The sequence below is a fragment of the Myxococcus guangdongensis genome, assembly GCF_024198255.1.
GTDB classification, from domain to species: Bacteria; Myxococcota; Myxococcia; order Myxococcales; family Myxococcaceae; genus Myxococcus; species Myxococcus guangdongensis.
The window spans coordinates 354,325-377,355 of the sequence record NZ_JAJVKW010000010.1; the positions used below are offsets into that span (position 1 = coordinate 354,325).

Consider the following 23,031-nt stretch of genomic DNA (forward strand, 5'->3'; position numbering starts at 1 on the left):
CCAGGCACTTCGACGCCCACGTCTCACCGTGGGGCGAAGAGGCGGACCTTGCGCAGGCGGACGTGGAGTGTCTGGCCCGCGCGCACCTCGAGTGGAGGGGCCACCGCGCGCAGGAGGGTGCTGCCGACGGGGAAGCGGTACTCGGCGGCGTGGCCGAGGAACAGGCGCGCGGACAGGGGCAGGGGCGTGCCGTGCTCGCCGAGCTCCACGTCCTCGGGGCGGACCACCAGCGTGGTGGGGCCCGGGGGGGCGGGAGTCTCGGGCGGCAGCGCGAACACCGTGCCTCCGGGGGTGGGGTGGAAGTGGCCCTCGCGCACCTCGCCCGTGAGCACGTTGGCGCCGCCGACGAAGCCCGCGACGAACGGGGTGGCGGGCTCGCGATAGAGCGTCTGCGGCGTGTCCACCTGTTCGAGCACGCCCTGGTTCATCACCGCGATGCGGTCCGACAGCGCGAGCGCCTCTGCCTGGTCATGCGTGACGAAGACGAGCGTGGTGCCCAGCCGCGCGCGCAGGGTGGCGATCTCCGCGCGCATCTGCTCGCGCAGCGCCGCGTCCAGGTTGGAGAGGGGCTCGTCGAGCAGCAGCACGCGGGGGCTCGCCACCAGGGCGCGCGCGAGCGCCACGCGCTGCAGCTGTCCGCCCGACAGCTCATGGGGCCTGCGCGTGGCCAGGTGCTCCAGGCGGACCTGTCTCAACGCCTCGCGCACGCGGGGGGCGAGCTCCGCTTTCGGCACGCGGCGCAGCGCCAGCGGATAGGCCACGTTCTCCTCGACGGAGCGGTGGGGCCAGACGGCATAGCCCTGGAACACCATGCCCAGCCCGCGCCGCTCGGGCGGCACGCGCACGCCGGGGCCGGCCACCGTCTCCTCGCCGATGCGGATGACGCCCGAGTCCGGATGCTCCAGGCCCGCGAGCATGCGCAGCGTCGTCGTCTTCCCGCAGCCGGAGGGACCCAGCAGCGACACCAGCTCGCCCTCGTGGACGTCCAGGCTCAGGCCTCGCACCACGGGCGTGGCGCCGTAGGACTTGAACACGGACTGCAACGCAATCGCCGCCATCACCGCGTCTCCGTCGCGCGCCGCGACACCAGCGCGAGCACCGCGTGTCCCGACACCACCAGCGCCACGAAGGCGCACGCGAGCACCGCCGCCGCCGCCGGGTCCGCGTAGCTCTGCAAGTCGAACAGCAGCTTGCCCAACACCTCCGAGCCCGCGGGCACCAGCAGCACGGACATGGTGATCTCCGTCGCGCACGCCAGGAAGGTCAGGATGAAGGCCACCGTCAACGCGGGCCGCAGCAGCGGCAGCGGCACGTCGAGGAACGCGCGCAGCAAGCCCGCGCCCGACACGCGCGCCGCCTCCGTCAGCGAGGGGTCCAGCTGCGCGAGCGCCTCCGACGCGTTGCGGGTGCCCAGCGCCAGGTACTTCCCCGCGTACGCGACGAGCAGCAGCCACGGCGTGTGCGCCAGCGCCAGCACGAAGGCCACGCGGTCCACGAGGATGAAGCGCCAGTCGCGCGAGAAGGCGACGAGCAGCGCCAACGCCAGCACCGTGCCGGGCACCGCGTAGGGCCAGACGGCGAGCGCCTCCACGCCCGCTCCCAGGCGACGCAAGGCCCGCTGGAGCAGCGCCGCCGCGAGCCCCAGGCCACACACCAGCGCGCCCGCGCCCGTCGCGAGCAGCAGGCTCAAGCCCGTGGCGCGCAGCGTGCGCGGCTCGAACAGCACGCCGGACCAGTGCGACAGCGTCAACTCCTCCCACGCGAGCCGCGCCCCGAAGCCCCGCTGCAGCGAGGTGAGGAGGATGGCGCCCAGGGGCAGCAGCACCAGCAGCGCGCAGGCCCCCGCCACGCCCCCGGCGCAGAGCCCCCGCGCGCGGCCCAGGGACAGGGGACGTGGGGACAACCCCTTCCCCGAGCTCAGCCGCACGCGCCCCGAGCGCCCGAGCGCCCACGTGGCGAGCAGCGACAGCGGCGTGAGCAGGAGCAACACGAGCGCGAGCGTGCTGGCGCGCCCCAGGCCCTCGTCGCCCAGCAGCACCAGTTCATAGATGCGCGTGGTGAGCACGCGGGTGGGCGGCGTCGCGGACACGCCCAGCAGGTACGGCACGCCGAACGACGACGCGGCCATGAGGAACACCATCACCGCGCCGGACAGCAGCGACGGCAGCACCAGCGGCGCCGTCGTCGTCAACACCGCGCGCAGGGGCGAGGCGCCGCACACGCGCGCGGCCTCCTCCAGCGCGGGGTCCACGCGCCTGAGCGCCGCGGCGCCCGCGAGCAGCACCAGCGGGAGGCCGGACACCCCTTCGACGAAGGCGATGCCCACCGGGCCGTGGATGTCGAGCGTGCCCTGTCCCAGCATGCGATTGAGATAGCCCGCGCGGGGGCTGGCCAATGACAACCAGCCCATGCCCCAGATGAAGGCGGGGATGGCGGAGGGCAGGGTGAAGAGCACGGTGAAGGCGCCGCGCAGCGGCAGGTCCGTGCGGAACAGCAGCAGCGACAGCGGCGTGCCCAGCACCAGCGCGAGCAACGCCGCGCCTGCCGAGATGGCCAGCGTGTTGAACAGCGCGCCGGTCTCCGCGCCCAGGCCGCCCATCCCCGAGTCGCCCGACTCCGCGCCGAGCCCGCGCGCGAGCAGCGCCACCACCGGGCCCACCGCGAAGGCGAGCAGCGGCACCAGCCACGCGACGAGCCCCAGCCACCGCGAGGAAAACCTCATCGCGCGAACGCCCGGCTGAAGGCTTCCTTGATGGCGCTCCCCCGCGTGAGCCCCTGCTCCAGGAGGGGCGGCGTCCACGGCTGCGTGCGTCGCAGCAGCGCGTCCACGCCCGGCTCCTCGCGAGGGCCCCGCAGCCGGGGGTCCACCGCGTGCATGTCTCCCTTCTCGACGATGAGGCGCTGGCCCTCGGGGGACAGCAGCACATCCACCACGGCGCGAGCGGCCACGGGGTTGGGCGTTCCGGCGAGGATGGCCACGGGGCCGGGGATGGTGACGGCGCCGTCGGTGGGCCAGACGACGTGGAGCTTGCTGCCGCGTGCCTGGGCCGTCAGCGCGTTCTCCAGCAGCAGCACGCCCGCGTCGGCCTCGCCGCTCTCGACCTTCTGGAGCACCGCCGCGTTGCCTCCGGCCACGAGCGCGCCCTGCGCGCGCAGGCCGGTGAAGTACGCCTCGCCGTACTTGGAATGACAGAACACCGCCCACGTGAAGGCGGTGCCCGACGTGAGCGGGTCGCCGATGGCCACGCGCCCCTTCCAGCTCCCATCCACCAGCGCCGCGAACGAGGTGGGCGCAGGCGGCGAGCCCTCGCGATGCACCAGCACCATGGTGGACACGCGGATGGCGGCGTAGCGCGCATCCAGGTCCACCAACGCGCGTGGGGCGCGCAGCACGTGCACGGACGCATACGGCAGGAAGGCCCCCTCGCGCGCGAGCCGCTCGACGAGGAACGGGTCCGACGCGGAGAGGATGTCCGCGCGCACGGCGCCCGCGGAGCGCTCGGCCTCCAGTCGGCTGGCCACCTTCTCGCTGCCGGCCTGGTACCAGCGCACCGTGACGCCCGGGAGCTTCTTCTTCAGGAGCGGCTCCATCGCGTCCAGCACGTGCTGATACATGGACGTGTAGACCCAGACCTCCCCCGACGGAGCGCCCGCGTGCGTGGCGGTGGCGCCGGAGGCGGGCGCGGCGGACTCGATGCGGCACGCGGCGAGCACCGCCAGCGCGGCGGACAGGCCCACGGCCCGGGCGAGGTGGGGAAGGGACATGGGTCTGCGATTATGCGACACGAACGCCGAAAGTCCTGGGGGGCGATGTCACGAAAGGACCCATGGGTCCACGAAGACAGGGCCAGGTCCCCGGAGGACCCGCATTGCACAACCTTGGATGTGAATGCGACACAGTGCCGCATGTCACGCCGGATGGAAGACGTGGACGTGCGCCTCGACTCGCTGGACCTGGGGTACCTGGCCCTCTTCGTGGGGCAGCGGATGAACGACCAGGTGCTGGAGGAGCTCCACGCCGCGGGCTTCACCGGCCTGCGTCATTCGCATGGCTATGTCTTCCAGCACCTGTTGGGGGGCGCGCGCACCATCAGCGAGCTGGCGAAGCTGTTGGGCGTGACGCAGCAGGCGGCGTCCAAGTCCGTCGCGGAGCTGGAGTCGCTGGGCTACGTGGAGAAGACGGAGGCCGGGGACGCGCGCGTGCGTCAGGTGGCCCTGTCGGCGCGAGGGCTCGCGTCGGTGGAGAAGTCCCGGGCGCTGCGCTCCGCGCTCCAGAAGCGCTTCGAGCGCCAGCACGGCGCGGGCCCGGTGGAGGAGGCCCGGACGCTGCTCGCGGGCATGCTCGTGTCGCTGGGCGGCGAGGACGCGGTGCGCCGCCGCCGGGTGCGCCAGCCTCGTTGAGGCGCTGAAAGGCGAAGGCCCTCCGCCGCGCCTCGAGGGGCATCGGCGAAGGGCCTCACCAACACTCAGGACGATGTCGTGCCGCTACTTGCAGGACTGCGGCGGCATGGCGTCAATCCAATCCGCGATGAGCTGCGAGCCCACGTCGTGGCGCAGGGCGCGGCCAATCTCCGGCATCATCTTCCCCGACTCCTCGGTGTTCATCCGGTACCAGAGGATGGACGTCGAGTGGTCTCCGGGGACGATGTCGAACTCACCGCCCACGCCGCTGCCCGCGGAGCCCGGGCGCTTGCAGTAGCCCAGGCTGAACTCGTCCGTCGTCTTGATGTCCAGGAACAGCCGGCTGGTGATGCCCGGCTGCGCCTTCGGGTTGTGGCAATGCGCGCAGTTGATGTCCAGGTACGTGCGCGCCCGCTCGGCCACCGTGGCCTCCGTGGCGTCGAACGCGTTCGGCGCGCGAGGCACGCCCGTGGCCGGCAGCCCGCCCAGCTTCCCCAGCGCCGCCAGGTGCTGGAGCTGGTTGACCGGCTGACCGTCGTAGACGTGCTCCCGGTTCAGGTAGCGCGCCTTGACGCCGATGGGCACCAGGTACTGGTTGTCCTGCGCGTCCACCTCGTGGTGGCACTTCTGGCACTGGTTGCGCTGGGGCACCAGGTAGTCGAACGTCTTCTTCACGCCCTCGGCGTCGATGAACTCGAAGTTCTTGAACACCTTGCCACCCACGGCCTTGTCCGCCTCCGTGAGCGCGTCATTCCAGACGTAGGGATACGCCTCCCAGCCGCTCGGCTGACGCACCAGGATGCGCGTCTCCAGCGGGCGCACGTTCTTGTCCGGCTCCCGGAAGTCCGCCGGGTACGCGAACGTCTTGGTGATGATGGTCCCCACCGGCAAGTCCAGCACGTCGTTCTGCGAATACAGCGCCTTCTTGCCGTCCGGCACATACAGCGTGCGGGACTTCAGCGAGTAGTCGGAGAACAGCGGCGTGGTCAGCTCGTACGGGAGGTTGCCCGCCACGGGCTGGAAGTCCCCCGTCGCCGGGGTGCCCGTGAAGAGCTTCAGGTCCGACAGCTTGTTCGGGATGACCACCGTGCCCGGAGGCCCGGCGTCGGGCGTGCCGGCGTCGGGAGGCCCCGCGTCCGGCGGTCCCGCGTCGGGGGGCCCGGCGTCGGGAGGACCCGCGTCAGGCACCCCCGCGTCCGGCGTGCCGGCATCCTCTTGCGAGGGATTGCCCGCGTCCGGCGTGGGCACGTTGCCCGGTGGGTCCTCGTCACCGGAGCAGGCGGCCACCGCCGCGGCGAGCAGCACCGCGGCGAGGCCCAGGTGTTTCGTGTACGGCGCGCGCATGGCGACGGGTGTCCTCGGTCCGCTCACTTCAGGGGAGCGCCAGCGCGGGCGCGAAGCCGCGGCAGTTGAACGGCTCGGCGCCCTGGTCGTAGCGCGCCGTCGCGGCCCACGCCGCCGGGGCGTTGGCCGGCTGCGCCGTCAGGTACGTCTGCACCGACTGCAGGTCCAGGTCCACCACCGCCTGCTTCGTCGTGGCCGGCACCGTGTTGTTGTAGAAGCACAGGTTCAGCGCGTTGGGCTCGCGGCCCTCCTCGCGCGGCGCCGGGTCGATGCCGTCCCACAGCACGTGCTCCACGCGCTCCACGCCGTGCACCGCCTTGCCGTACGCGTACAGGTTGAACATCAGCGCGCCCAGCGGGCGGCGCTGCAGGTCCGGCTGGCCGTTGTCCACGTTCGCGCCGCTGCCACCCAGGAACGTGTTGTCGTGGATGGACACGTCGCCGGTGTTGAAGTTGAAGAAGCCCGCCGACCACAGCAGGGGGTTGGGCTCGATGGCCAGACCGCTGAGCACCGCGATGTCCACGGAGCCGTTGTCACCCCACGTGTTGCCCACGAACTCCACCCGGCGCGACGCCAGGATGAACGTGCCCGTGCCCGCCGGCACCTGCGACACCGTGCTGCTGCTGGCCGTCACCGACGCGAAGTTGGGCCGGTTGTTGCCGGTGATGGTGTTCTTGGTGATGAGGATGTCGGTGCCCTTGATGGGGTTGCCCGGCAAATCGAACACCACCAGGCCCGTGGTGTTGTCGATGGCCGTGTTGCCCTCCACGTAGGCGAAGCGCGTGTTCTCGATTTCGATGCCCGCCACGTTCTTCTTCGCGATGTTGCGCCGGACGATGGTGTAGCGCGTCTGGCCCACGTAGATGCCCGCGTCCGCGGCGTTGTACGCCTCGCAGTCCTCGATGAGCACGTAGCGCGACTTCACCGGGTAGATGCCGTACTTGCCGTTGTTCTCGTCGTTCTCCACCGCCCACTCGGTGCGGATGCGCTGGATGAACACGTTGGACGAGTTCTCCACCCGCAGCGCGTCCTTCTTCGCGTTCCACAGCGCCACGTCCTTCACCGTGAACAGCTTGCCCACCACGTCCAGGCCGTTGGTGTTGGCGGCCGCGTTGGTGAAGTCCAGCACGGTGCTGGCGGCGCCGCCGGTGCCCTCGCCCTGCGCGCCCCGACCCGCGCCGACGATGGTGATGCCGTCCTGGCGGATGGTCACCGCGTTGTCGAACTTGAACGTGCCCGCGCCCAGCTGCACCGTGGTGCACGGCTGCAAGTCATTGACGGCGTTCTGCAGGTCCTGCTCCTGACCCGGATTGAAGGTCAGCGTCTTGCGCTGCGCGTCGGTACACGAGAACTCGGCCGGCCACACGTTGCCTGAGCCGGAGTCCGGCGTGCCGGAGTCAGGCGTGCCAGCGTCCGTCGCGGGCTGCCCCGGGCTCGGGTTGGGGTTCGCGAACTGACGGTCCTCGTCGTCGTCCGAGCAGGCGGGAAGGGCCAGCAGACTCAGCGCGGCGACGAGCACGGCACGTGACAGACGGTTCATCAGGCTTCCTCCAGGATTTGGCCATGCCCCCTCGTGTCTCGACGGGGAGCGGAGCGGGGCGGGGCCAAGGGATGGCGCGAATCCTCATCCCGGCGGCGCCCGACCTCAAGGGTGAGGTGAGGAATTCCTTCGCGCCTGGGTTTCGTGACGCGCTGCGATGTGCAAGGAATGGCTGGCTGTATTTTTCTCGGGCCTGGAGCTCCGTCCACGTGCTGCCCTACTTCCCCTTCGAGCAGGACGCCTATGCCATGGCACTTGGAGTGCGCGCCTTGCGTCCCGGTGAAACACTCATCGAGATAGACGCAGCGCATTATCGTGCTGAGCTGGCGTTGAAAGCCTCACTGCTACGAGAGGACCCGTCCGCGCGCTTCCAGGCCCAGCCGGGCACCGAGCCCCAGCAATGGGAGGTGTTGCGGCTGTTGCTGTCGCGCATGGCGGAGGAGACGCCGGAGTCGTTCACGCTGCGGGCCGGGGAGGATGGGCGCTGGCATTGGCACAACCGGCTCACGGACGCGTCGGCCACCTTCACGCCGGGGCAGGGGGACGACCTGCCGTGGGCGCCGCTGGATTGGGTGGGCCGACAGGTGCAGGAGGACCTGCTGGTGCTGGACGGCACGCGCGAGGGCTACCCGCTCATCGCCGGACAGCTGTGCTTCCCCTCCGGCTGGAGCCTGGGCGAGAAGCTGGGCAAGTCCCTGCTCGCGGTGCACGCGCCGGTGCCGGGCTTCGCCGAGCAGATGGGGCGCGGCACGCTGAAGCTGCTGGAGGGCCTCAAGCCGGGCCGCCCCGTCACCCGCTGCAACTGGGCCGTCACCGTCACCGACAGGCTGTGCATGGAGCCGCGCTACTTCTCCGAGTGGCGCCACCTCTTCGAGGGCCTCACGCCCGACAACGCCGGGGAGCGCTGCTTCCTGCGCCTGGAGCGGCAGACCTTGAGCCGCCTCCCGGAGACCGGCGCCATCCTCTTCACCCTCCACACCTACGTGGCCCCGGTGGCCGGCGAGGTGCCCACGCCCGAGCGCCGTCGGAGGCTGGCCCGCGTGCTCGGCACCGTCCCGGAGGACCTGAGCGGCTACAAGCGCCTGGGCCCCCTGCGCGAGCCGCTCCTGGCGTACCTGACCCGCCCGGAGGCTTGTTGACGCTCGCGCCCGGAGTCCCTTCGCGCTCGTAGGGCCTCGGATGGTGGGTGGAGAAATATCCTACCCGGATGAAACGACGGCGGCGGATGGGCGTCACGGTGCGGCGCCAAGAGGAAGAGGGAGCGTTTCTGTAGTAAGTCGCCCCTCCGGAACGAGAGATTGGCGGCGCGCTTTCGCCGCCGCGGCCACAAGCGAAGGAAGGGCAAACACATGCGGAAGATGTGTCTGGTTGCGATGATGCTGAGCCTGACGGCGTGCCAGCCGCAGGGTGCGAAGGACGGAAGCGCCACCGCCACGGCGACGGCGGGCGCGGCGGCCAACCCGCAGACCGAGGACCAGAAGACGCTGTACGCGCTCGGTCTGTCCATCGGCAAGAGCATCAGCGTGTTCGACATGACTCCGGAGGAGCTGGAGTACGTCAAGGCGGGCCTCAACGCCCAGGTGAAGGGCGACAAGCCCGCGGTGGAGCTGGAGACGTACGGGCCGAAGCTCCAGGAGCTGGCGCGCGCGCGCACCACCGCCAAGGCGGAGAAGGAGAAGGAGAACTCCAAGAAGTTCCTGGACGAGGCCGCCAAGGAGTCCGGCGCCACCAAGACGGAGTCCGGCCTGGTGTTCAAGGACATCACCCCCGGCACCGGTGAGTCCCCGAAGGCCACGGACATCGTGAAGGTGCACTACAAGGGCACGCTGCCCAACGGCACCGAGTTCGACAGCTCCTACAAGCGCGGCGAGCCCACGCAGTTCCCGCTCCAGGGCGTCATCAAGTGCTGGACGGAGGGCGTGCAGAAGATGAAGGTCGGCGGCAAGGCCAAGCTGGTGTGCCCGTCCGACATCGCCTACGGCGACCGCGGCGCGCCCCCGAACATCCCGGGCGGTTCGGCCCTGGTGTTCGAGGTGGAGCTGCTGGAGATCGTCAAGCAGCCCGAGGCTCCCGCTGGCGCGCCGGGCGCTCCCGCGACGCCTCCGTCGGCCGAGCAGAAGAAGTAGCTCCGCGCGCTCCACCTGATGGAGCGTGAGCACTCGGAGGGCTGGTGGGGGAGCTTTCCCTGCCGGCCCTCTTCGTTTTTCGCGCGGGGGGGCCCGGTGGAAAGAACCTTGGCGCGGGGGCCTGGAGTCGGAGGATTCTCGCGGGCCTCACGGCGAAGAGGAGAGTTCATGCACCGTCACCTGCTGCTGTTGGGTGTGTTGTTGCTGGTGGGAGGCTGCACGCGAGGCAAGCCCATGGAGGTGCGGCGCGAGCCCTCTCCCACGGGCGCGGTCTCCGAGGCGGAGTTCAAGGCCATGCACACCCTGCGCGAGGACGCGCCGCCCGAGCTGAAGGGGCAGGAGGTGGAGGTGGCCGGGACGAAGATGTACCTGAGCCTGCCCGAGGGCGCGAAGGGCCCGCTGCCCGCGGTGCTGGTCATCCACGAGTGGTGGGGGCTCAACCCGCACATCAAGCACTGGGCGGACCGGCTGGCGGCCAACGGCTACGCGGCGCTGGCGGTGGACCTGTATGGCGGCAAGGTGGCCACCACGTCCGACGAGGCGCTGGCGTTGGTGAAGTCGGTGGACCCGGCGCGCGCGGGGCAGACGCTGGTGACGGCGTACAAGTTCCTCCAGGACGATTCGCGGGTGAAGGCCACGCGCACGGGCAGCCTGGGGTGGTGCTTCGGGGGGAGCATGTCCCTGCGCACGGCCATGCTGGTGCCGGAGCTGGACGCGGCGGTGATTTATTACGGCAGCCCGGTGACGGACGTGAACGAGCTGTCGACCATCAAGGCACCGGTGCTGGGCATCTTCGGCACGCGGGACGCGTCCATTCCGCTGGAGAAGGTGGCGGAGTTCCGCGCGGCGCTGGACCAGGCGGGGGTGCCCCACCGCATCGTCGAGCTGGATGGGGAGCACGCCTTCGCGAACCCCTCGGGGGCGCGCTACAACGAGCAGTCGGCCGCCATGGCGTGGGCGGAGACGTCGATGTTCCTGGAGCACCACCTCAAGCGCTGAGCGGGAGTGTCCAGCGGTCCACACGAGCGAGCCTGGACGCGACACGGTGTTGCGTCCGGGGCCCCGGGTCGGCTTGAACGCGCGCGCGTCAAATCATCGGAGGCGTGGCGTGTCGAGGCTGGGTGTGAGCGTGGCGGTGGTCCTGGGGCTGGTGCTCGTCGGGAGCGGGGCCCGGGCAGCCGGGACGGCGGTTCTCTTCGAGGGGGTCTGGCGTCGTCCGGATGGGGGGCTGGTGCGGGTGGCGGGGGAGGACTCGGCCCCGTTCCTGATGGACTTCGCCTCGCGGCGGCGCTGGCGGTTGGAGCCGAAGGAGCCCGGGGTGTGGGTGCTCGGGGGCAGCCGCCCGGAGGCGCGTGTCACGTGGCGACCGCCAAAGCTGGTGCTCGCTGGGTTGGGCGCGGAGCCGATGGTGCTCGAGGTGGTGCCGGTGCGCACCGAGGCGGTGACGGTGCCCGGGGAGGACACGGCGCTGCCGGCGACCCTGTGGCTGCCGCCGACGGGGAAGCCCAGGACCGCGGTGGTGTTGTTGCACGACGTGGGGCAGGGCTCGCGTGAGGCGCTGGAGCCCTATCCGACGCTCCTGGTGGAGCACGGGCTGGCGGTGCTCACCTACGACGCGCGTGGTGCGGGATTGAAGGCGCAGGGCGATGATGGCCTGGCGGCGGTGAAGCTGCTGCGGAAGCGGCTGGGCCCCTCGGTTCGCGTGGGACTGATGGGCTTCGGGCAGGGCGCGTGGGCGGCCGTGGCAGCGGCGGCGCGCGCACCGGAGGAGGTGGGCTTCCTCGTCCTCATCTCGGGCGGAGCTGGCGCGGTGTGGAAGCAGGAGCAACACCGCATGCGCAACGAGGGGCGCAAGCGTGGACTCACCGGGCCGGAACTGGTGGACCTGAACGAGTTCCTCGACGTGCTCCACGACGCGCGCCTGTACGCGGAGGGCGGCGAGGCCCGCGCGCGCAAGACGCTCGACTTCCACTTCCAGCGCGCGAAGCGCAAGCGCTGGCTCGCGGTGACGCCGCTGTCGTCACTCGGAGACGTGACGGTGGAGCGCTTCCTGGTGCACCAGCGTCCACTCTGGCGTGACGTGCTGTCCTACGACGCGGCCGAGGACCTGCCTCGCGTGCGAGGCCCCGTGCTCGCGCTGCTGGGCGAGCGTGACGAGACGACCCCCGCCGCGCTCACGGCGCGGGCGCTCAACCAGGGCCTGTCGAAGCGCGCCGGAGAGGACAACCGCACCCAGGTGAAGGTCATCGAGGGCGCGGACCACGCGCTCGCCGTGGCCACGCGTGAGTCACCCGCCGTGGAGACGATGTCCCGCCAGGCGCTGGACACCCTCTCCTCATGGCTGCGCGCCCTGGAGGCTCAGTAGGGCTTCTGGCCGGTGTAGTTCCCCGGCGGCGCGTAGTTGCAGACCCAGTACTGCCACGTCGGGAATCGACTCCCGAAGGGCGAGTTCTCCGTGCACGTCACGGTGGCGCAGCCCACGCGCTTCGTGTTCCGCCACACCACCTGCGTGTAGTGGCCGCACTGCTTGCCCGACGCACACGCGTTGTTGGCGTAGTTGTAGTCGGAGACCTCGCTGCTCCAACCCTTCACCACATCCAGCGTGGACATGGAGTTGGGCGTGGCCGCGGTGATGTTCTCACCATGGGGGCCTCGGTCGGGGTTGTGCCCCCACTGGCACTTCGCCGCCCACGCCTTCGCCACGGCCTCCGCGCCCGTGTCCCAGCCGAGCGGCTCCAGCGCGGGGCTCGGCGTGGGCTGCGCGGAAGCACGCGTCGCGTTGTGTCCCGTCAGCATGTCCTGCGCGAACTGTGACAGCGAACCCGAGCCCGAATCGGGAGTCCCCGAGCCCGAGTCCGGAGTCCCGGAGTCCGGGTTGCCCGAGCTCCCTCCATCCGGAGTCCCGGCATCACCCGATGGCGTGACGTCATCGTTGTCGTCATCGGAGCCGCAGCCGGTGGCGAGGCAGGGCACGAGCAGACCGAGGGCCAGCAGACGTCGGACGGAGGAGCGGTTCATCCCGCGATTATCGACGGCGCCACGAGCGTCCGGAAGGTGTACGCACCCACGTACCCTCCCACGACGACACCGCGTCTCAGTAGGGCCGCTGTCCCACGAAATTTCCGGGCGGCGCGTAGTTGCAGACCCACAGCTGCCACGTGGGGAAGTCCGCGCCGAAGGGCGAGTTCTTCTTGCACGTCACGGTGGCGCAGCCCACGGCCGTCGTCTTGCGCCACACCACCTGCGTGTAGTGCCCGCACACCTTGCCCTTCTTGCACGTGTTGCGCGCGGGGTCGTAGTCGGAGACCTCGTCCGCCCAGCTCTTCACCACCTGCTGCGTGGTCCACGTGTCCGGCGTGGCGGCGGCCAGGTTCTCGCCGAACTCACCCCGCTCCGGGTTGTGGTCGAACTTGCAGGCCTTGGCCCAGGAGGCGGCCTGGCGAGCGGCCTCGTCGGACCAGGCGAGCGGCGGCAGCGCGGGCTTCGGCGTGGGCCGGGCCTGCGCTCGCGCCTGGTTGTGCGCCTCCACCATGTCGCGCGCGAAGTCCTTCGCCGTGGGCGGCGCGGGGCGGGGCTGCGGGGTGCTCCGGGCCTGCTGTCCGCGCGAAGCGCTGGCGGACGCCCGCGGGGCCGGCGCGGCCTTGCGCGCGCTGGACTTCGAGGCCAACGCGCAGCCGGGAGGAAACACGAGCAGCAGCAGCACGAACGCGCGGAGCACGGAAGACGGACGCATGCCGAGGATGATGCGTCAGGACGTCCGTCCATGCATGGTGACGTTTTCCGTCCATGCTGCGAGGTCGAGGGCTACCCCCCGAATCCCGGCAATTCCCCCGTCCCGTCCGAGCCGAAAGTGGTGATGCCGGGCACGCCCATGGCCCGCATCATGGAGATGTAGAGGTTGGCGATGGGGACGCCGGTCGCGCGCAGGTGCCTGTCAGTCCCCACCGCGCCGCCGCACCGGCCGGCGATGAGCACGGGCAGGTTGCGATGGATGTGCCCGTTGCCGTCCTCGATTTCGCTGGTGAAGTAGATCATCGAGGTGTCGAGCAGCGACGCGCCGTGGGCATCCCGGCTCTCCTTCAGCCGCCGCACCAGGTAGGCGTACTGCTCCACCTCCCACCGGTCGATGCGCGAGAGCGCGTCGAAGTTGGACGGGACGAACTGGTGATGCGAGTACGCGTGGTGTCCGCCGCTGAGTCCGAGGAAGCCGTACACCTTGTTGCTGCGCGCGTTGGCGAGCATGAAGGTCGCCACGCGGGTGAGGTCGCATTGGAAGGCGAGGACGATGAGGTCCATCATCGCCTTCGTCTTGGCGCGCGGGTCCTCGCTGTCGTCGGGCGACACCGGGACGCCGCACGCGGGCCCCTCTTGCCCCAGGGCCTCCAGCTGCTTCTCCAGGTCCCGCACGCTGGTGAAGTATTCGTCGAGCTTGCGCCGGTCCGTCGCGCCGAGCTGCTTCTGCAGCGACGTGGCGTCCTCGCGCACGAAGTCGATGATGCTCAGGCCATAGGCGCGGCGCTTCTCCACCTGGGCCTGGGTGGTGCCGGGGTCCAGGCCGCCGAAGAGCCGGTCGAAGACGGCCTTGGGGCGCGCCTCCTTGGCCATGGGCGTGCGAGGCCCGGCCCAGGAGATGTTGTTGGCGTAGGGGCACGCGTAGCCGGAGTCACAGTTGCCGATGCCGCGGCCCGCGTCGTTGCCCAATTCCAGTGAGGCGAAGCGCGTGGCCTTCTGCTGGGCCAGGTGTCGGGCGATGACCTGGTCCATGGAGATGCCCGCGTGGAAGTCGGTGCCCTCCGTCTTGAAGGCCTTCATGCAGGACAGGAGCGCGGCGGTGCCCGCGGCGTGGTGCCCGTCGCCGTCCGGCTTGCCCGCGTCGTTGGCGAGCCCGCTGATGACCAGCACATCGCTCTTCACCGCCGCCAGGGGCTGGAGCGTGGGCGTCAGCTCCCAGGCGGGGCCGGTGCCGGAGGGCATCCACTTCTGCATGTGGATGCCATTGGGCACGTAGAAGACGGCCAGGCGGCGGGGCGCCAGGGTCGCCTCGGCGGCGTGGGCGGTGGAGCCCCAGCGCTCGAGGAGCGGGAGCGCCATCAACGCGCCCGCGCCGCGCAGGAAGGTTCGACGGGAGAGTGGCCGCTTCGTGCTGCTCATGGCGTCTGGGCCTCCGTGTCGCCGCGTCGGGAGGTGAACGAGTCACTGAGGACGATGGCGAGGATGTAGTCGACGAGCCGCCCGCCGCTGGCCTCCGCGGAGGCGGAGATTTCGCGCACCCTGCACGCGTCGGCTTCGGACGTGCCTCGGCCGAGCGCGTACGTGAGCAGGTGCTCGGTGATGCACGCGGGCAGCTTCGGGTCCGCCTTGACGAAGCGCCGCATGTCCGCGCCGCCGTTGAGCACGGCGCCGTCGGGCAAGTCCCCGGTGGCGTCCACCGGCGCGCCGCTGACCTCGTGGAGCCGCCAGCGGCCGATGGGGTCGTAGTTCTCCAGCGCGAGCCCCAGCGGGTCCATCATCCGGTGACAGCCCTGACACTGCGGCAGGCTGCGGTGCAGCGCCATGCGCTCCTTCATCGTCATGAGCGGGTTCACCGGAGGCGGCAGGCCCTCGACGTTCGGAGGAGGAGGCGGCGGCGCGGAGCACAGCAGCTGCTCGAGCACCCACACCCCGCGCTGCACGGGTGAGGTGCGGTCCGGATTGGAGGTGACGGTGAGCAGCGAGCCGTGGCCGAAGATGCCCTGACGCTCGGGGTGCGCGGACAGGTCCACGCGCTGGGGCGTGGCGCTGCCGGGGAGCGGCAGTCCGTAGTGCGCGGCGAGCGCGTCGTTGACGTAGGTGAAGGGCGCGTCGAGCAGGTCGCGCAGCTTGTGCTCGCCGGTGAGGAACTCCTGGAAGACGAGCTCCGTCTCCTGGCGCATGGCCTTGCGCAGGTCGTCGTTGAAGGTGCCGTAGAGCATCGGGTCCGGCTCGGCGGAGTCGAGCGCGCGGGTGAAGAGCCACTGTCCGGCGAAGTTGCTGACCAGGGCGTGGGCCTTGGGGTCCGCGAGCATGCGGCGCACCTGGGCCTCCAGCTGCGCGGGCGTGGCGAGCTGCCCCTGCTCCGCGGCCTGGAGGAGCGCCTCGTCGGGCATGCTGCTCCAGAGGAAGTAGGACAGCCGGCTCGCCAGCTCGAAGCCGTCGAGTCGATGGGGCGTGAGGGACGAGGCCTGCGGGTCCTTCTCCACGCGGAAGAGGAAGTGGGGTGACACCAGCACCGTGCGCAGGGCGAGCTTCACGCCGGCCTCGGGTGTGTCGCCATGTTGCTTCGCGAGCGTGAGCGCGCCGAGCAGCCGGTCCACCTCCTCGGGTGTCACGGGGCGGCGCCAGGCGCGGCGGGCGAAGCGCGAGAGGATGTCGCGAGCGCAGGGCTCGGGGTGGGTGGCATCGAGGGCGCAGGTGCGCAAGGTGCCCTGGGCCCAGGCGGTCTCCACGAGCTTCTCCGCCGCGCTGGCGTACTTCTCCAGGAGCAGGGGGGAGAGGCTGAGGACGTCCGCGTTGTTGTCGAAGCCGTAGCCGTGGTCATCGGCGGGGAAGTCGCGCGCGGGGCGGGTGGTGTCGCCGAGCAAGTCCCTCACGGTGGCGTCGTATTCGGCGCGGTTGAGGCGATGCAGGGTGACGCGGCCCGGGTCCGCGGAGGTGTTCTCGCAGCCCTCGGCGTGGGGGGCCGGCGGTGGCTCGGGGAGGACGCGGGCCTTGGGCAGCGAGTCCCCCTTGCAGGCGGTGAGCAGCAGGAAGAGGCCCGCGCTCGCGCGGACGAGCCAGGGTCGTCGCCTCCGTTCGTGAAACCTGGAAGTCACTGCGCCTTCCCCCTTTCACCGAACCGCCCGAGGCGGAGTCAGGTGGGGGCCGAAGCAAATCCCTCTCCAGCGCGAGGCGGTGGGCGGTGAACGCGGGGGCCCGTCCGAGGGGAGGGTGAGGGGGTGGGGAGTGCCCTGCCATGGCGAGGTGGAGGGCGGTGGAGGGGAAGCGGGGTGCCACCCGTGGGAGTGCGGGAGGGCGGTGGAGGGAGCAGGTTGAGGTGGAGGGGCATGGATGCCGCCCCGGGCGTTCCGGTAGAGGAGAGGCGCCATGACTCCACCGCGTGTCGATGCCGTCGCCGAGGACTTCTTGTTGCTGGTGGAGGTGTTGCCGGAGGGGCTGCGGGCGGTGGTGGGCGCGCTTGCTCCCTCGGAGGTGTTGGAGGTGGTGTTGGATTTGGGGCGGGTGCCGGAGGCGCGGCTGGTGGACCGGGTGGTGAGGCTGCGCGAGGCGCCGGTGGGGATGGAGGACTTGCGTCAGGTGATGGCGCGGGTGGGGACGCCGGGGGAGGACAACCGGGCGGGCATCGAGCGGACGTTGCATCGGGTGTCGGCCATCCGGAACCGGCGTGGACAGGTGGTGGGGCTGACGCTGCGGGTGGGGCGGGCGGTGTTCGGGACCATCGACATGGTGAAGGACCTCATCGGCTCGGGGCGCAACCTGTTGCTGTTGGGGCGGCCCGGGGTGGGGAAGACGACGAAGCTGCGCGAGGTGGCGCGCGTGCTCGCGGATGACCTGGGCAAGCGGGTGATGGTGGTGGACACGTCCAACGAGATTGGTGGGGACGGGGACGTGCCGCACCCGGGGATAGGCGGGGCGCGGCGGATGCAGGTGTCGCGGCCGGACCGGCAGCACGACGTGATGATCGAGGCGGTGGAGAACCACATGCCCGAGGTCATCATCGTGGATGAAATCGGGACGTCGGCGGAGGCGTCGGCGGCGCGGACGATTGCGGAGCGCGGGGTGCAGTTGGTGGCGACGGCGCACGGCAACACGCTGGAGAACCTGGTGTTGAACCCGACGCTGTCGGACCTGGTGGGCGGGGTGCAGACGGTGACGCTGAGCGACGACGAGGCTCGGCGCAGGCGCACGCAGAAGACGGTGAGCGAGCGCAAGTCACCGCCCACGTTCGACATCGTGGTGGAGATGGTGGGTCGTGACGAGGTGCGAGTGCACGGCGACACGGCGGCGGCGGTGGACCGGCTCCTGGCCGGGAAGGACGTCGGCGGCGAGCGACGGAGACAGGACGCGGAGTCGGGACGCGTGGAGGTGGAGCCTGCGAGGCAGGTCGCGGTGGCTGCGGAGGGCCGGACTGCGCCGAGCACGGGAGTGGAACCCACGGGACAGGCACCTGAGAGCGTCTCTGCGTCAGGTGGGACATCCGAGAGCGTGGTGCCCTTCCCTGAGCCACCTGACGAACTGCCGGCACCGAGTCCGGAGCCGCGCACGCCAGAGCCCGCGAGCGCCGAGCCGCCCCCCAAGCAGACGCGGTTCTCCTCGCGGTTCGTCGACGAGCCCTTGGAGGAAGGCCCCGCACCGGCAGCTGGCCCCACGCGCATCTATCCGCACGGCGTGGGCCGTGAGCTGCTGCAGCGGGTGCTGCGCGAGATTCCGGCGGAGGTGCGGCTGGTCAGCCGGCTGGAGTCGGCGGACCTCGTCGTCACGCTGCGCTCGAACGCGAATGACCCGAGGATGCGCCGGGTCGTGGCGAAGACCGGCGCGCGGGTGGAGTCCGTGAAGCGCAGCAGCTCCGCGGAGCTGCGTCGGATGTTGAAGGGCTTCTTCAACGTGCTCGAGGGCGTGGACGCGGAGGAGGTCCGCGAGGCGGTGGCCGAGGCCGAGGCCGCCGTCCAGCGCGTCCTGCGTGAGGGCGTCCTGGTGGAGCTCTCACCGCATCAGCCCCGCGTGCGCAAGCTCCAGCATCGGCTGGTGAGCCGCTACCGGCTGGAGGCGGTGAGCCACGGCAGTGAGCCCTCCAGGCATCTGGTCATCTACCCGCTGGGCGCGGAGATCGACGCCGCGCTCGCGGAGGAGACGGAAGGTGGCGCGTGAGCGCTCAGCGCCCGTCCCAGAACACCCGGTCGCCGTACTCCCAATCGAAGGGCACGCCGGTCTCACCCAGCACGAAGCGCACCAGCTGAGGGAAGGCGTTCTCGGCGCGCACGTCGTTGGCGAGAATCAGCACACAGCGGCGCGAGCCGGGCAGACACACGAGCGTGTTGCCGGTGCTGTCGTTGTGTCCGCCCTTGTAGAAGCCGCGTCCCTGCGGCCCCTCGAACACCACCACGCCGAGCCCCGCGGCCAGGTCCTTGCGGCGCTGCTCCACGGGCAGCTCCTCCTGGAGTGAAGGGAACTGGCTCTTGGTGGTGATGGCGAGCTGCGGCGAGGTCAGCGCGGTGAATGACTCCGCGGACAACCCCTCACCCCGCACCAGCGCGGCGGCGAAGCGCGCCAGGTCCTCGAGGGTCGTGTCCATGGAGCCCGCGGCGCGCACGGTGCTGCGCTCGTCATGCGGCTCCACCGCGCCCTCCATCGTCCACCCATCCGCGAGGTTCTTCGCGAAGTCCGGTCGCCACACCATGCTGGTGTTGACCATGCCGAAGCGGTCGAACACGCGCTTCTGCATCTCCGCGCCCAGGTCCAGCCCGAGCCCGCGCTCCAGCACGAACTGCAACAGGATGAGCCCGTCCCCCGAGTACGCATACCGACTGCCCGGGTCGAAGTGGAAGCGCAGCCGCTGGTCGGGCTCGAGGAAGCCGAAGTTGGCGAAGCCGATGCTGTGGGTGAGCGGGTGGCGCGGGGTGATGCGCTTCCAGCGCTCGTCATCCGCCAGGTGCGACCACGTCGAGTACCGCTTCTCGTCCGGATACGCCGGGAGCGGCTTGTCCAGATACCGCGAGATGGGCGTGTCGAGCTCGAGCTTCTTCTCGTCCACCAGCTGCATCACCGTGTAGGCGAAGACCGTCTTGGTGATGGAGGCGCCATACATCACCGTGTCCGTCTGGAGCGGCTCGCCCTGCGCGTTGCGAGCGCCATAGGCCCGCGTCGCCACCACGCGCCCGTCATCAATCACCGCGATGGCCAGGCCCTTGGCGCCCGTCGCCGCCATGGCGCGAGCGACCTCGGCATCCAGCGCGGCCGTGTCGGGAAGGGAGGGCGCCTGACGCGACGCGGACGTCGTGGCACAGCCGCTGGTGACGAACAGACCCAGGACACACGCATGCAGCAGTTTCATCGAGATGAGCTCCGGACCGGGGCTTCTTCACCCACGAAGTCGAGGCTCAATCTACCGGCGCCACCGTGCTCCATCAATTGTTCCGAGGAGACTTCGGTAACCTGATTACCGGGACATGCGGCTCATCCCCGCATGTGGCACACCGAGGAGCCCGTGGTGGCACGGGCTCCCCGGGGGACATGCGTTACTTCCCGGCGTCGACGTAGGCGCGGTACGCCTCGAAGCCATAGTCACGGCCGAGGAAGTCCTTCACCAGCTCGGCGGCGGGCTTGGCGCCGCCGGGCTCCAGCACGGTGCGGCGGTACTTCATCGCCGTCTCGCGGTCCAGGAAGCCCTTCTTCTGGAACTCGGTCTCCAGGTCCTTCGCGATGACGGAGGACCACAGGTACGTGTAGTACGCGGCCGAGTACCCATCCAGGTGGCCGAACGCGAGCTCGAAGTGCGTGCCCGGGCGGTGCTCGTGCTTGAACGGGCTGAGCTTCGTCTGCTGCTCCACCAGCGCCGTCGTCGTATCGAAGCCCGGCTTGCGCGAGTAGTAGTCCAGGCTCACCGCGGACAGGAACAGCTGCCGCCGCGCCCACAGGCCCTTGCCGAACTCCTTCGACGCGCGCAGCTTCTCGACCATCTCCGCCGGAATCGCCGCCTCCGTCTCGTGGTGCTTGGCGAACTCCTTGAGCACCTCCGGGTTGCCCGCCCACTGCTGCAGGAGCATCGACGGCGTCTCGACGAAGTCCCACTCGGTGCGGATGCCGGAGATGCCGCTCCACTGCTGCTTGCCGGAGAACACCGCGTGCAGCAGGTGGCCGAACTCGTGGAAGAACGTCTCCACCTCGTCGTGCGTCATCAGCTCGCCGGGGCGCGCGAAGTTGCACACCAGGGTGCCCTCGGGGAGCCGCTTGCCGGCCTGGCCCTGCGCCAGGTCGAACTGGGCCGCGTGCTTGTACTTGTCGTCACGCGGGTGCATGTCCAGGTAGATGCGGCCCAGGAGCGTGCCGTTGTCGAGCACGTCGTAGGCCTCCACCTCGGAGTGCCACACCTTGGCGTCCGCCGCGCGCTGGTAGGTGATGCCCCAGATGCGCGAGGTGATGTCCATGACGCCCGCCTTCACCCGGCTGTACTCCAGATACGGGCGCACCTGCTGTGAGTCGAACCCGAAGCGCTCCGCGCGCAGCCGGTCCTCGTAGTAGTCCTGGTCCCACGGCTCGAGCGTCTTGGCGCTCGGGACGTCCTTCTTCTTGCGCGCCAGCAGGTCCGCGAACTCCTGCTTCGCGCGCGCCTGGGTGGCGTCCGCCAGCCGGTCGATGAACTCCGACGCGGCCTTCTGCGTGCGGGTCATCTTCGTCTCGGTGGTGTACGCGGCCCAGGACTCATAGCCCAAGAGCGTGGCCAGCTCGTGGCGCTTGGCGATGAGCTGCTGGAGCACCTCCTGGTTCGCCGGGAAGGCGCGCTGGCGGTAGGTGCGCCAAAGCTTCTCGCGCGCCTTGCCGTCCTTCGCGTACGTCATGAACGGGAAGTAGTCGGGGTAGTTGGTGGTGATGACCACCTTGCCGTCCTTCCCGACCGGGTGGGACTTCACGTAGTCCTCGGGCAGCCCGGCCAGCTCCTTGGGCGAGAGGGACACCTGGCGAACGCCCTCGGCGATGTTCTTGCCGAACTGCTGGCCCAGCTTGAGCAGCTCCTCGTTGAGCGACTTCACCTTCGCGCGCGTGGCGTCATCGCGGTCCACGCCGGCGCGGCGGAAGTCGAGCAGCGTGCGCTCCATCCAGTACTTCGTCGGCCCGTCCGCCTGGGACAGGTCCACCGCGGACAGCGCGTCATAGACGCCGCGGTCCTGCGAAATCTCCACGTTGAGCGCGTCCACGCGCTGCTCGCACTCGCGGGCGGAGTCGCGGAAGGCGGGCAGCGGGTGGACCTCGCGCGCGAGGCTGGAGCGGTTCGCGGCGGCGATGAGCGAGCCCGTCGCCTCGTCATACGCGGCCAGCACGGCCTGGGCGTCCTTCTTCGCGTCCAGCTGCTTGAGCGCGGTGATTTGCGCCTGGGCCCGCTCGAGGTCGGCGGTGCAGGCGGCGGTGAAGGCCTCGGCGGTGCCGGAGAGCACGTCCGACGTCCGGGGCGCGGGCAGCGGCGCCGGGGTCTTCTCTGGCGCGGGCGCGGCGGGCGCGGTGGCCTGCTCGGGCGGGGTGGTCGGCTCGGTGGCCGCGGTGCCATGCGTGCAGCCAGCCGCCGCCAGGGCCGCCGACAGGGTGAGCGCAGTCAGTCTCTTCAAGGCAGATTCCTCCGGGATTCCAACACAAACGCCCGAGCGTCATGCCACATCCCGGACTGCCGTGCTCGCCCGTCGCCCAGGCCTGCTGACATTCTGGGGCGACTTCGGACACAAGGAGGCGCGTGGTGAGCGACGAGGACCGCGTCGAGCTGATGCTCTGGGCGGGCCCATGTCTTCGCCTGCGACTCGAGGGCTTTATTCGGGGGCGAGGGCAGGTGTGCAGGAGGGCGCGGTGAGGGACGAGGACTGCGTCGAGCTGATGCGCTGGGCGGGCCCGCGTCTTCGCCTGCGGCTCGAGGGTTTCCGTCGGGTGCGAGGGCAGGTGTGCAGGAGGCCGCGGTGAGGGACGAGGACTGCGTCGAGCTGATGCGCTGGGCGGGCCCGCGTCTTCGCCTGCGGCTCGAGGGTTTCCGTCGGGTGCGAGGGCAGGTGTGCAAGCGCATCGGCCGCAGGCTCGCGGCGCTGGGGCTCACGAGCGTGGCCGAGTACCGCGCCCGGCTGGAGTCCGACGAGGGCGAGTGGGACGTGTTGGACGGGCTCTGCCGGGTCACCGTCTCGCGCTTCTACCGAGATGCCGAGGTCTTCGATGCGCTGCGGGACACGCTGCTCCCCGCGCAGTTCGGGTCCACCTCCGTGCTGCGCGTGTGGAGCGCGGGCTGCGCTTCGGGGGAGGAGCCCTACACGATGAGCCTGCTCTTGCAGCTCGGGTTGTCGCCGCGCTTCCCGGAGGCACGGTGGGAGGTGCTCGCCACGGAGGCCGACAAGGCGCTGCTCGCGCGGGCGAGTCGGGGTTGCTATCCGCGCGGCTCGCTCCGGGAGCTGCCGCGCGCGTGGGCCGAGGAGGCGTTCCCGGGCACCGATTCGGAGGCCTGTCTCGCGCCTGCGTTTCGCGAGGGGCTCACCTTCGTCCAGCAGGACTTGCGAGTCCGCATGCCGGAGGGTCCCTTTCACCTCGTCCTGTGTCGCAACGTGGCCTTCACCTACTTCGCGCCGGCTCTTCAGCGAGAGGTGCTCGCGGGGCTCGTGGCGCGGCTCGCGCCGGGAGGGCTGCTCGTCACGGGAGTGGATGAGGTGCTCCCCGAAGGTGGCGCTGGGGTGGTGCGCGTTGCGGGCTCACTGCCCATCTTCCGTCGTGTTGAACAGTAAAGCCGGGTCGGTGCACACCCGTGAGACATGCGTGATGTTTCATCCGTGAGATGTGACGCACCCGGCCTTGAGTGAGCAGAGGGCGCCCGGTACCACCGCGAGACTTTCGGGGCCAAGTCAGTCCCCTGGCCGGAGGGATGCA

The 23,031-nt window shown here is 70.6% G+C and carries 18 protein-coding genes; 7 read left to right on the forward strand and 11 right to left on the reverse strand.

Annotation, left to right across the window (positions count from 1 at the left end):
• Positions 1-23 precede the first annotated feature (23 nt).
• From LXT21_RS29110 to LXT21_RS29120, 3 genes are read right to left on the reverse strand one after another with little or no spacing between them, the layout of a single operon-like run.
• Entirely contained in the window at positions 24-1,058 is a 1,035-nt protein-coding gene (locus LXT21_RS29110) for an ABC transporter ATP-binding protein (protein WP_254041461.1), read from the reverse strand.
• Entirely contained in the window at positions 1,058-2,722 is a 1,665-nt protein-coding gene (locus LXT21_RS29115) for an ABC transporter permease (RefSeq protein WP_254041462.1), read from the reverse strand. Before LXT21_RS29115 ends, LXT21_RS29110 begins: the two co-directional genes overlap by 1 nt.
• Complete coding sequence (locus tag LXT21_RS29120) at positions 2,719-3,765, reverse strand: ABC transporter substrate-binding protein (RefSeq protein ID WP_254041463.1); 1,047 nt, start codon at positions 3,763-3,765, stop codon at positions 2,719-2,721. Before LXT21_RS29120 ends, LXT21_RS29115 begins: the two co-directional genes overlap by 4 nt.
• A gap of 162 nt (positions 3,766-3,927) precedes the next feature.
• On the opposite strand from LXT21_RS29120, the gene LXT21_RS29125 reads away from it, so the two are divergent.
• Positions 3,928-4,401 (forward strand): MarR family winged helix-turn-helix transcriptional regulator, encoded by a 474-nt coding sequence (locus LXT21_RS29125; protein ID WP_254041464.1) that lies wholly within the window; start codon positions 3,928-3,930, stop codon positions 4,399-4,401.
• A gap of 84 nt (positions 4,402-4,485) precedes the next feature.
• Here the strand turns inward: LXT21_RS29125 and LXT21_RS29130 are convergent, their stop codons facing one another.
• Both LXT21_RS29130 and LXT21_RS29135 read right to left on the reverse strand, forming a co-directional pair.
• Positions 4,486-5,745 carry an SO2930 family diheme c-type cytochrome gene (locus LXT21_RS29130; RefSeq protein ID WP_254041465.1) on the reverse strand — a complete coding sequence of 420 codons (1,260 nt, stop codon included), beginning with the start codon at positions 5,743-5,745 and terminating at the stop codon, positions 4,486-4,488.
• Between the two features lie 28 nt (positions 5,746-5,773).
• Positions 5,774-7,285, reverse strand: a complete 1,512-nt coding sequence (locus tag LXT21_RS29135) for a parallel beta-helix domain-containing protein (RefSeq protein ID WP_254041466.1) — start codon at positions 7,283-7,285, stop codon at positions 5,774-5,776.
• Between the two features lie 248 nt (positions 7,286-7,533).
• Here LXT21_RS29135 and LXT21_RS29140 point away from each other — a divergent pair, with 248 nt between their 5' ends.
• The 4 genes from LXT21_RS29140 (at position 7,534) to LXT21_RS29155 (ending at position 11,776) form a co-directional block, all read left to right on the forward strand.
• The gene (locus LXT21_RS29140) at positions 7,534-8,424 is read left to right on the forward strand and encodes a heme-dependent oxidative N-demethylase family protein (RefSeq protein ID WP_254041541.1); all 891 of its coding nucleotides are present in this window, start codon (positions 7,534-7,536) and stop codon (positions 8,422-8,424) included.
• 210 nt (positions 8,425-8,634) lie between these two features.
• Complete coding sequence (locus tag LXT21_RS29145) at positions 8,635-9,411, forward strand: FKBP-type peptidyl-prolyl cis-trans isomerase (protein ID WP_254041467.1); 777 nt, start codon at positions 8,635-8,637, stop codon at positions 9,409-9,411.
• Positions 9,412-9,579: 168 nt separating this feature from the next.
• A complete protein-coding gene (locus tag LXT21_RS29150; RefSeq protein WP_254041468.1) occupies positions 9,580-10,410 on the forward strand; it encodes a dienelactone hydrolase family protein in 831 nt (276 codons plus the stop codon).
• Between the two features lie 109 nt (positions 10,411-10,519).
• Positions 10,520-11,776, forward strand: coding sequence for a dienelactone hydrolase family protein (locus tag LXT21_RS29155; RefSeq protein WP_254041469.1), 1,257 nt, complete (start codon positions 10,520-10,522; stop codon positions 11,774-11,776).
• Here LXT21_RS29155 and LXT21_RS29160 read toward each other — a convergent pair.
• From LXT21_RS29160 to LXT21_RS29175, 4 genes are all read right to left on the reverse strand, one after another.
• Positions 11,770-12,429 (reverse strand): CAP domain-containing protein, encoded by a 660-nt coding sequence (locus LXT21_RS29160; RefSeq protein ID WP_254041470.1) that lies wholly within the window; start codon positions 12,427-12,429, stop codon positions 11,770-11,772. The genes LXT21_RS29155 and LXT21_RS29160 overlap by 7 nt on opposite strands.
• A gap of 76 nt (positions 12,430-12,505) precedes the next feature.
• Positions 12,506-13,144, reverse strand: a complete 639-nt coding sequence (locus tag LXT21_RS29165; protein WP_254041471.1) for a CAP domain-containing protein — start codon at positions 13,142-13,144, stop codon at positions 12,506-12,508.
• 71 nt (positions 13,145-13,215) lie between these two features.
• A complete protein-coding gene (locus LXT21_RS29170) occupies positions 13,216-14,562 on the reverse strand; it encodes a DUF1552 domain-containing protein (protein WP_254041472.1) in 1,347 nt (448 codons plus the stop codon).
• Positions 14,559-16,241 (reverse strand): DUF1592 domain-containing protein, encoded by a 1,683-nt coding sequence (locus LXT21_RS29175; RefSeq protein WP_254041473.1) that lies wholly within the window; start codon positions 16,239-16,241, stop codon positions 14,559-14,561. The genes LXT21_RS29170 and LXT21_RS29175 overlap by 4 nt, the downstream gene beginning before the upstream one ends.
• Positions 16,242-16,512: 271 nt before the next feature.
• On the opposite strand from LXT21_RS29175, the gene LXT21_RS29180 reads away from it, so the two are divergent.
• Positions 16,513-18,294, forward strand: a complete 1,782-nt coding sequence (locus tag LXT21_RS29180; protein WP_256572065.1) for a R3H domain-containing nucleic acid-binding protein — start codon at positions 16,513-16,515, stop codon at positions 18,292-18,294.
• 4 nt (positions 18,295-18,298) lie between these two features.
• Here the strand turns inward: LXT21_RS29180 and LXT21_RS29185 are convergent, their stop codons facing one another.
• Both LXT21_RS29185 and LXT21_RS29190 read right to left on the reverse strand, forming a co-directional pair.
• Positions 18,299-19,477 carry a serine hydrolase domain-containing protein gene (locus LXT21_RS29185; protein WP_254041474.1) on the reverse strand — a complete coding sequence of 393 codons (1,179 nt, stop codon included), beginning with the start codon at positions 19,475-19,477 and terminating at the stop codon, positions 18,299-18,301.
• 184 nt (positions 19,478-19,661) lie between these two features.
• Positions 19,662-21,743: a M3 family metallopeptidase gene (locus tag LXT21_RS29190; RefSeq protein WP_254041475.1), complete on the reverse strand. Its 2,082-nt coding sequence runs from the start codon at positions 21,741-21,743 to the stop codon at positions 19,662-19,664.
• A gap of 339 nt (positions 21,744-22,082) precedes the next feature.
• On the opposite strand from LXT21_RS29190, the gene LXT21_RS29195 reads away from it, so the two are divergent.
• Complete coding sequence (locus LXT21_RS29195) at positions 22,083-22,889, forward strand: CheR family methyltransferase (protein ID WP_254041476.1); 807 nt, start codon at positions 22,083-22,085, stop codon at positions 22,887-22,889.
• The last annotated feature ends 142 nt before the right edge of the window (positions 22,890-23,031 follow it).